Origin of the sequence: Solimicrobium silvestre (assembly GCF_002976435.1) — a bacterium.
Lineage (GTDB): Bacteria > Pseudomonadota > Gammaproteobacteria > Burkholderiales > Burkholderiaceae_D > Solimicrobium > Solimicrobium silvestre.
In genome coordinates, this window is record NZ_PUGF01000040.1 from 1 (window position 1) to 9206 (window position 9206).

General features: G+C 45.7%; 6 protein-coding genes and 1 tRNA gene. 5 read left to right on the forward strand and 2 right to left on the reverse strand.

All coding sequences use genetic code 11. The annotated features are described in order from the left end of the window. Positions 1–406 precede the first annotated feature (406 nt). A complete protein-coding gene (locus S2091_RS23175) occupies positions 407–2008 on the forward strand; it encodes an NAD(P)/FAD-dependent oxidoreductase (RefSeq protein WP_105534357.1) in 1602 nt (533 codons plus the stop codon). A gap of 41 nt (positions 2009–2049) precedes the next feature. On the opposite strand, the gene acs is transcribed toward S2091_RS23175, so the two are convergent. After that, a complete protein-coding gene (gene acs / locus S2091_RS23180; RefSeq protein WP_105534358.1) occupies positions 2050–4047 on the reverse strand; it encodes an acetate--CoA ligase in 1998 nt (665 codons plus the stop codon). A gap of 509 nt (positions 4048–4556) precedes the next feature. On the opposite strand from acs, the gene S2091_RS23185 reads away from it, so the two are divergent. The 4 genes from S2091_RS23185 (at position 4557) to S2091_RS23200 (ending at position 8032) form a co-directional block, all read left to right on the forward strand. Beyond that, positions 4557–6077, forward strand: a complete 1521-nt coding sequence (locus S2091_RS23185) for a fumarate hydratase (RefSeq protein WP_105534359.1) — start codon at positions 4557–4559, stop codon at positions 6075–6077. A 75-nt stretch (positions 6078–6152) separates the two neighbouring features. After that, entirely contained in the window at positions 6153–6992 is an 840-nt protein-coding gene (gene murI / locus S2091_RS23190; RefSeq protein WP_243405543.1) for a glutamate racemase, read from the forward strand. Between the two features lie 52 nt (positions 6993–7044). After that, positions 7045–7120, forward strand: a tRNA-His gene (locus tag S2091_RS23195). 198 nt (positions 7121–7318) lie between these two features. Further along, positions 7319–8032 (forward strand): IS6 family transposase, encoded by a 714-nt coding sequence (locus S2091_RS23200; protein ID WP_105534361.1) that lies wholly within the window; start codon positions 7319–7321, stop codon positions 8030–8032. Positions 8033–8375: 343 nt separating this feature from the next. Here S2091_RS23200 and S2091_RS23205 read toward each other — a convergent pair whose 3' ends face one another. Beyond that, positions 8376–9131 carry a hypothetical protein gene (locus S2091_RS23205; protein WP_105534362.1) on the reverse strand — a complete coding sequence of 252 codons (756 nt, stop codon included), beginning with the start codon at positions 9129–9131 and terminating at the stop codon, positions 8376–8378. Between the last annotated feature and the right edge of the window lie 75 nt (positions 9132–9206).

Sequence of the window (9206 nt, forward strand, 5' to 3'; positions counted from 1 at the left end):
CTCTTCGCTGACAAAGCGTTTTGTTTGTCAGCAGCACAGAAACGAGATTATGGGGCTTTTGCTACTCCGCGTCAACACTTATTTTTCGACACTTCGTTTTTTCTGCTCTCCCACTTTACTGCTCTCGACCACTACTTTTTACTGGCGTTTTACCGCCCTTTAATTCTCTTTTCTTTTGCTTCTTTTTCCCCGTCTTTCAACGGGAGGCGAACTATAGCAAGGCTTCTTCGGAGTTGCAAGGGCTTTTTGAAATAATTTTCAAATTCTTTCTGGCTGCACTATATCTATATAGTGTTCTGGCATTTCCCAGCCTAAAATTCAACGGTGGAGAATGTTCTTGTCTGCGGTAAAATGTTGCCCCGTTTGATTGTTTTATTCCTGACTCACCCTCTGGACATGTATATATATGCTGCGTTTAACCGATATCCAACTTCCCCTCGACCATCCTGATACAGCGATACGCCTGGCCATTCTAAAGAAACTAGGCATTCTTGATGAGGAGCTGCTCAGTTTTGAGGTATTCCGCCGCAGTTACGATGCGCGCAAGAAGTCGGCAATCAGCCTTATATATACATTGGATATTGTTACGACTAAGAATGAGCAGTTAATCACCCAGTTTCACGGTGATAAAAATGTCACTCGCACGCCTGACACTAACTATCAATTCGTAGCGCACGCTACAAATCAAGACTTTTTACGCCCAGTCGTAATCGGCACCGGCCCTTGCGGCTTATTTGCCGGCTTATTATTAGCGCAAATGGGATTTCGTCCAATTATCTTGGAACGCGGCAAAGCGGTACGTGAACGCACACAGGATACTTGGGGCTTATGGCGCAAACGTGAATTAAATCCAGAATCAAATGTGCAGTTCGGCGAAGGCGGTGCCGGTACTTTCTCAGATGGTAAGTTATATAGCCAGATTAAAGACCCAAAACATTACGGCCGCAAAGTATTAACCGAATTTGTAAAAGCTGGCGCGCCGGAAGAGATTATGTATGTCAGCAAACCGCATATTGGTACTTTCCGTCTGGTGAAAATGGTGGAGGACATGCGCGCCACGATTATTGCGCTGGGTGGTGAAGTACGATTTAGCCAAAAAGTTGTGGATATTTTGCGCGAAGATGAAGCTATCCGTGGCGTTATACTGGAAAACGGCGAGCAAATTCGCACTAATCATGTAGTGCTGGCGATTGGCCATAGCGCGCGCGACACCTTTGAAATGCTGTGTGAGCGCGGTGTCTATATAGAAGCAAAGCCTTTTTCGGTCGGATTCCGGGTTGAGCATCCACAGTCAATTATCGATCGCTGCCGTTTTGGTCCCAGCGCTGGCCATCCGATTCTGGGCGCGGCTGATTATAAGTTGGTTCATCACGCCAGTAACGGACGCTCTGTATATAGCTTCTGCATGTGCCCGGGCGGCACCGTAGTCGCAGCAACTTCCGAACCAAACCGGATCGTAACGAATGGCATGAGTCAATACTCACGCAATGAGCGCAACGCAAATAGCGCGATTGTGGTCGGAATCACCCCTGAAGATTATCCTGGTCATCCATTAGCAGGAATTCCATTCCAACGCGCTTTGGAAAGCCATGCCTATATATTAGGTGGCTCCAATTACAATGCGCCCGGTCAATTAGTCGGTGATTTTATTGCGGGACGCGCTTCCTCAGAGTTCGGTGCGGTGCAGCCCTCTTACAAACCCGGCGTGCAACTGGGTGACTTAAGTAGTGCATTGCCTGACTACGCCATTAGCGCAATGCGGGAAGCGTTGCCAGCCTTTGACAAACAGATACGCGGCTTTGCAATGAATGACGCGGTTCTCACTGGCGTTGAAACCCGTACTTCCTCGCCGATACGCATCAAGCGCAATGATATTGACCTGCAAAGTTTAAATACTCGTGGATTATTCCCCGCTGGCGAAGGTGCAGGTTATGCAGGTGGGATTTTATCGGCGGCTGTCGATGGGATTCGTGTCGCTGAAGCAGTGGCCTTAAGCATGACAAAATAAAAACGCCAACCTCAGTCAGCGTTTCTACTTTTCAATCAATCTTACAGCGCCTCTTTCAACTGCTCCAAAATCGCGGGATTTTCTAAGGTAGAAACATCCTGCGTAATCACTTCCCCTTTAGCTAAAATTCGCAATAAACGCCGCATGATTTTTCCGGAACGGGTTTTCGGCAAATTATCACCAAAGCGAATTTCTTTAGGCTTGGCGATAGGGCCGATTTCTTTGGCGACCCAGTTGCGCAACTCAATAGCAATTTGACGTGCTTCATCACCAGTTGGACGACTGCGTTTGAGCACCACAAATGCGCAAATTGCTTCGCCCGTCGTATCATCTGGCCGCCCCACTACCGCCGCTTCTGCCACCATTGGATTTGCCACTAAAGCAGATTCAATTTCCATGGTTCCCATGCGATGACCTGATACGTTTAACACGTCATCAATCCGTCCGGTAATGGTGAAGTAGCCGGTTTCTTTATTGCGGATTGCGCCGTCACCCGCCAAATAAATATTCCCGCCTAACTCTTCTGGAAAATAGCTCTTCTTGAAACGCTCCGGATCATTCCAGATAGTCCGTATCATCGACGGCCACGGACGCTTCACGACTAATAACCCGCCCTGCCCATTCGGTAAGTCATGACCGGCTTCATCAACAATAGCGCTAGCGATACCTGGCAAAGGCAAAGTACATGAGCCGGGCACCAGCGGAGTTGCTCCAGGTAAAGGGCTCATCATGATGCCACCGGTTTCGGTTTGCCAGAAAGTATCAACGATAGGGCAAAGGTCACGGCCTACGTTTTTGTAATACCACATCCACGCTTCTGGGTTGATAGGCTCGCCAACTGAACCCAACAAACGCAAGGAAGTTAAATTAAACTTATTTGGATGAATTGTCGCGTCACCATCGGCGGCTTTAATCAATGAACGAATCGCGGTTGGCGCGGTGTAAAAAATAGTAGTTTTGTGTTTTTCTATCGTACTCCAGAAACGGCCGGCGTTTGGAAACGTTGGAATACCTTCAAACACAATTTGAGTAGCGCCTGCCGCTAACGGCCCATAAGCGATATAGCTGTGCCCAGTTACCCAACCGATATCTGCTGTACACCAAAACACATCGGTCGGTTTCAGATCAAACACCCATTGCATGGTTAATTTAGTCCACAGCAAATAACCGCCGGACGAATGCTGCACGCCTTTTGGTTTTCCGGTAGAGCCGGAGGTGTACAAAATAAATAGGGGATGTTCGGCGCTAACCCATTCTGGCTCGCAGTCTGCAGGCTGGTCTTTAGTGAGCTCATGCAACCAGATATCGCGCGTACTCCAATGAACTTGACCGCCAGTGCGCTGGTACACCACCACATTAGCGATACCTTCACATCCACCCAAAGTAAATGCTTCGTCAACGATCGCCTTGAGCGGCAATTGTTTGCCACCGCGCACTTGGTAATCGGAAGTAATCACAGCGACCGCGCCGGCATCAATAATGCGTTCTTGTAGCGATTTAGCAGAGAAGCCGCCAAACACCACAGAATGGGTTGCGCCAATGCGGGCGCAGGCTTGCATCGCTGCTACACCCTCCACAGACATCGGCATATAAATAATGACGCGATCGCCTTTTTTAACCCCTAACGAACGCAGTCCGTTCGCAAATTTACTAACTTTTTGATGTAACTCGCGGTAGCTTATTTTGCTGGATGTACCATCATCCGCTTCAAAAATAATTGCAGTTTTATCGGCGTTGCCATTAGTTAAATGCACGTCCAAGCAATTATAGGAAACGTTCATCTCGCCATCGGCAAACCATGTATAAAACGGCGCGTTAGATTCGTCTAAACCTTGAGTAAATGGCTTATGCCATTGCAGTTGTTCGCGAGCCAGTTTGCACCAAAAATCTTGTTCATCAGTTTGAGCCGCAGCGCAGAGTGCGCGGTAATCATCCATGCCTGACACATTTGCCTGCGCCTGAAAAGTTGCTGGCGGCGGGAAAATACGACTTTCTTGTTTACCTGTTTGCGTTTCATTTGCAGATTCAATTTCCGACATGGATGTTTCCTTCGTTATGATTTTGAATGACATAAAAGTAAAGCCCTACTTAACTCTTACAATGGTTTGATGCAAAACAAAGCTGGTTCAACGATGATTCAATGCTAATTAAGAATTGATTTAATTAGCTGTAATTTTAGTGTTTTTGGCTGTGATTTGGAGTTTTTCATATACTCCCCTGTTTTATTTGAAAAGTTTAACGTATCTAATGGATCTCCCATCAATTAAATAATATTTTTTTAACAGCGTATTTTAATCTCAAGGTACTTAGCGAGCCAAACAGCAGTGCTAAACAAATAATGCAAAAAAATACTTATTTTGAATTGCTGAGATTTTCTAACGCAGCTCTATCGGCTAATTAAGCATTTAACCATAAATCACCCGCAGCGCGAGAATAAACGCCACGATTTCACCAACCTCATAGTCACGTGTAAAATAGCGCTCAAATTTAGCCTCTGTAATTAGTCACATCATTAGCCACCTTCTTCACCTATAGGCCAGCCATTAACATGACCATCATCAAACAAGACGATTTAATTGAATCCGTCGCCGCAGCCCTGCAATTCATCAGCTATTTTCATCCAGCCGATTACATTCAACATTTAGCGCGTGCTTATGAAATTGAACAAAGTCCGGCGGCCAAAGATGCCATCGCTCAAATTTTGACCAACTCACGCATGTGCGCCGAAGGCAAACGCCCGATCTGCCAAGACACGGGAATTGTGAATGTGTTCATGAAAATCGGTATGGGCGTGCGCTTTGAAGGCTTTTCCGGCTCCATTATCGATGCGGTAAATCAAGGGGTTCGCCAAGGTTATAACAACCCAGAAAACGTGTTGCGCGCCTCGATTGTGGCCGATCCATTATTCGACCGTAAAAACACCAAAGACAATACGCCTGCAGTAGTGCATATGGAATTGGTACCGGGCGATAAGCTCGACATTCAAGTGGCGGCCAAAGGCGGCGGCTCTGAAAATAAATCCAAATTTGTGATGCTCAACCCGTCCGACTCCTTAATTGACTGGGTCATGAAAACAGTGCCAACTATGGGCGCTGGCTGGTGTCCACCGGGAATGCTGGGAATCGGGATTGGCGGCACTGCAGAAAAAGCAATGTTGATGGCGAAAGAATCGCTGATGGAAGACATCGACATGCATGAACTCAAACTGCGCGGCCCGCAAAATAAAACTGAAGAATTGCGGATTGCCTTGTGCGATCAAATTAACGCGCTTGGCATTGGCGCGCAAGGTTTGGGCGGTTTAACGACCGTGCTCGACGTAAAAATTAATATGTACCCAACCCACGCCGCATCCAAACCCGTGGCAATGATCCCTAACTGCGCAGCAACCCGTCACGCGCATTTTGTTATGGATGGTTCAGGACCAGTTTATATGGAGCCGCCTGCATTATCAAGCTGGCCTGACGTGCATTGGGCACCCGATACCGAAAAATCGCAACGAGTAAATCTCAACACATTAACCAAAGCTGAAGTCGCTAGCTGGAAGCCCGGCCAAACCCTGCTGTTAAACGGCAAAATGCTCACTGGTCGTGATGCCGCACACAAGCGTATTCAAGACATGTTAGCCAAAGGTGAGCAACTGCCGGTCGATTTCACTAATCGCGTTATTTACTATGTTGGCCCAGTTGATCCGGTACGCGATGAAGCTGTCGGCCCAGCCGGCCCAACAACAGCCACGCGTATGGATGGCTTTACTGAAATGATGCTGGAACAAACCGGTTTGATCTCCATGATAGGCAAGGCAGAACGCGGCCCAGTTGCGATTGAATCAATCAAAAAACATCAGTCAGCATATTTAATGGCAGTTGGTGGCGCGGCTTATTTGGTATCAAAAGCGATTAAATCGGCCAAAGTAGTAGGCTTTGCCGACTTGGGCATGGAAGCAATTTATGAGTTTGATGTGATCGATATGCCGGTTACCGTGGCAGTGGATTCCACTGGTACTTCCGCGCACATCACTGGCCCGAAAGAATGGCAAGCTAAAATTGGTTTGATTTCAACTAACAGTTAATTTCATCTTTTAAATACAAGGCACCTGTGCCTTGTATTTATTTCGCCAGCCCATATGCCAACACAAACCCAGCTTATGTCCAATCAAGCACCAATCGGAATTTTTGATTCCGGCATAGGCGGACTTTCCGTACTGCGTCATATTTGCGAACAATTACCGAATGAATCGTTGTGTTATTTTGCCGATTCCAGCTTCGCACCCTATGGCGACAAAACCGAAGCAGAAGTCATACAGCGCTCACTCTATGTGGCGCAACACTTATTGCAACTCGGCGTAAAAGCCATTGTTGTAGCCTGTAATACCGCCACAACCGCCGCTATCGCAGCACTACGCGCGAACTATCCAGACTTAATTCTTGTGGGCGTTGAACCCGGCTTAAAACCCGCCGCCAGCTTAAGTAAAACAGGTCACGTTGGCGTGCTGGCGACCAGCCGTACGTTAGCCAGCAGCAAATATCAGCTACTGTGCGAGCAAATTCAGCAAACTACTCAAGTGCGCTTCATCAACCAGGCCTGCCCCGGCTTGGTTGATCTGATTGAACAAGGCGAGCTGGATAGTCCGGCCGCTTTGGAATTATTAAATAATTATCTTCAACCGATTTTTCAGGCGCAAGCAGACACGATTGTGTTGGGTTGCACGCATTATCCTTTTGTAGAAACTAGCATCAGGCAAATCGCCAACAAAACAAGTCCGCATCCGATTCAAATCATCGACACCGGTTTAGCAATCGCCAAACAACTGCAACGACTGCTAACCCAACAACAGCTATTAAATCAGCATAAAACCGCTGAAACACTTCATTGCATTACCAACGGCGCAGCAGAAAAATTGGAGTTTGCGCTCAGCCATCTATTGAAATATCAACCAGAGCAGTACATCATTCAAGAAATAAGTTGCAATTTCCCCGCAAGCTAATTACAATGGCGGCCTGCCTAACCAAAGGCAGATTAGCAATCGTAGTACAGTGGTGGTCGTAGCTCAGTTGGTAGAGTCCAGGATTGTGATTCCTGTTGTCGTGGGTTCGAGCCCCATCGATCACCCCAAAATATCAAATAAAATCAACAAGTTACAAAAAATTGATTTTACAGAAAATGAAATTTTCCAACGGTTTAGGGAATTTTCCAACGAAGCCCGTTTTTAGACGGGCTTTTTTGTGCACAAAACAAACTCAACTATTTCACAATCGGTGTCGAGTTATACAGGTACTGTCAGATTAATAAAGAACGATTTATGATCGTTACATTAATCCATCAAAACCTCTGTATTTTCGTCGCCGATTTCCAGCTGAAATCATCAGCCATTGCGTTTGGCTCTACTTTCGTTTTTCTTTAAGTTACCGTGATATTGAAGAAATGATGGCCAAACGTGGAGTGATCGTTTCCTATGAAACCATTCGCAACTGGTCGCAAAAATTTGGTGGCATCTATGCAAAACGGTTACGTTCCCGATCGAAAAGATCCAATGATCACTGGCATCTTGATGAGGTGTACCTGTCTATTAACGGCAAAGCACATTATCTATGGCGCGCAGTAGATCAAGATGGTGAAGTACTCGACATCTTAGTGCAACCACGTCGAAATAAACGCGCCGCAATGAAATTCTTTCGCAAACTACTCAAAAATTTGCAATATATTCCACGCGTCATCATTACCGACAAATTACGAAGCTACGCAGCAGCCAAGGCAGAAATAATGCCGGAGGTGAAACACATCCAGGGTAAAGGTGCAAATAATCGCGCAGAGAATTCGCATCAACCTACCCGCGAGCGAGAACGGCGAATGCGCGGATTTAAATCAGCCGGACACGCCCAACGATTCTTAGCGAGCTATAGCGTGATAGCATCATTTTTCCGCCCAAGCAGGCATTTGCTGGCTGCTAAAAACTATCGTGAAATCATGCGCCGGCGATTTATCGAATGGAGTGAAGTAGTTAATTCTGATTTCACTTTTCAATAAATGTCGTCCGAAAAGAAGCATTTTTTCGTCGAATTTTTTATCCTGAATTTATTTTAAAGTTAACCTGACAGTACCGATTGAATAAATGACTGTTTAATCAGGTTGATGCATCACACTTCTTCGACAAATTGCGGACATTCGATAGCTTGATTGAACAAGACGAACGATCAACTCAATGCACTCCATTGATCGCTGATATTTATGCTCGAATTGCTAAAAAACGTCGACCACCTGCGCCAGTAAAAAATTATCGGTACTGCGGGAAAATGAGGCAGTTCTGCACGATGCACAGGGCAGCAGCATTAGCAGTAACGGCAGCAATTCGCTTCACCATTTCCCCCCATTACTTTATGGATTGTTTTTTCTTAAAATCAATAGATTCCTGTGCTGCCAAAGCAACCCCTGCACCTTTATGCGTCAAATACTGAGTTAGTAATTTATCACTATCCTGAGTTGAAATGTATCGCAATGCTTCTGCGATATTTGCAGCAGGATCTGGAATTTGCATTGGCAAAGCAGCAATTTCAGGAAATATATCCCAACAAGCGACCGAATCTAACTTGGCCAAAATAGGTAGCAGTTGGCTGGCCTGATAAAATTTTCCTGCTTTCAAACATTTCAAAATAGAGTCTTTGATTTCGCCAATCATTTCAGGTGTTGCATGTTTTAACAACGCTCTTTTGAACTTTGATTCAAAGTAATATATTGGGTAGCTCTTCAAGAGCGCACAAAACGCTTTACATGCGCGAACACCACTCCCTCCTGAAAGTACATATAGGTGAATCGCTTCGGCCAGATCATCAAACCTATTATCTTTCCCATTAATTCTATTAGGAGATAAATTTAAATCATCAGCCACTCCAGCAACAATCATATTTTCGGCATTATCGATACCAACTTCCAATCCCCATGCAGTCAAAATAAGAATGGCTTGATATCGTATAAATAAATTAGAGTCGTTAAGCAAGGCCGATAGATCACGAATTCGTGTTTGTGGATAGTCATCTAGCAATTGAACTTCATCCAATCCAATTTCCTCACCATTGTTCCCTGTATATAACAATTTAAAAGCGTTAGAACCTCTTTGTGGAATAATCATTTTCTACCCTGTTTGTGCCAATAAAAAATTACCGGCACTGCGGAAAAATGAGGCAGTTCTGCACGATGCATAGGG

Excerpts from the sequence above, each read along its gene's own strand:
- S2091_RS23175 (WP_105534357.1), top strand. The coding sequence starts at position 407 with ATGCTGCGTTTAACCGATATCCAACTTCCCCTCGACCATCCTGATACA.
- acs (WP_105534358.1), bottom strand. The coding sequence starts at position 4,047 with ATGTCGGAAATTGAATCTGCAAATGAAACGCAAACAGGTAAACAAGAA.
- S2091_RS23185 (WP_105534359.1), top strand. The coding sequence starts at position 4,557 with ATGACCATCATCAAACAAGACGATTTAATTGAATCCGTCGCCGCAGCC.
- murI (WP_243405543.1), top strand. The coding sequence starts at position 6,153 with ATGTCCAATCAAGCACCAATCGGAATTTTTGATTCCGGCATAGGCGGA.
- S2091_RS23205 (WP_105534362.1), bottom strand. The coding sequence starts at position 9,131 with ATGATTATTCCACAAAGAGGTTCTAACGCTTTTAAATTGTTATATACA.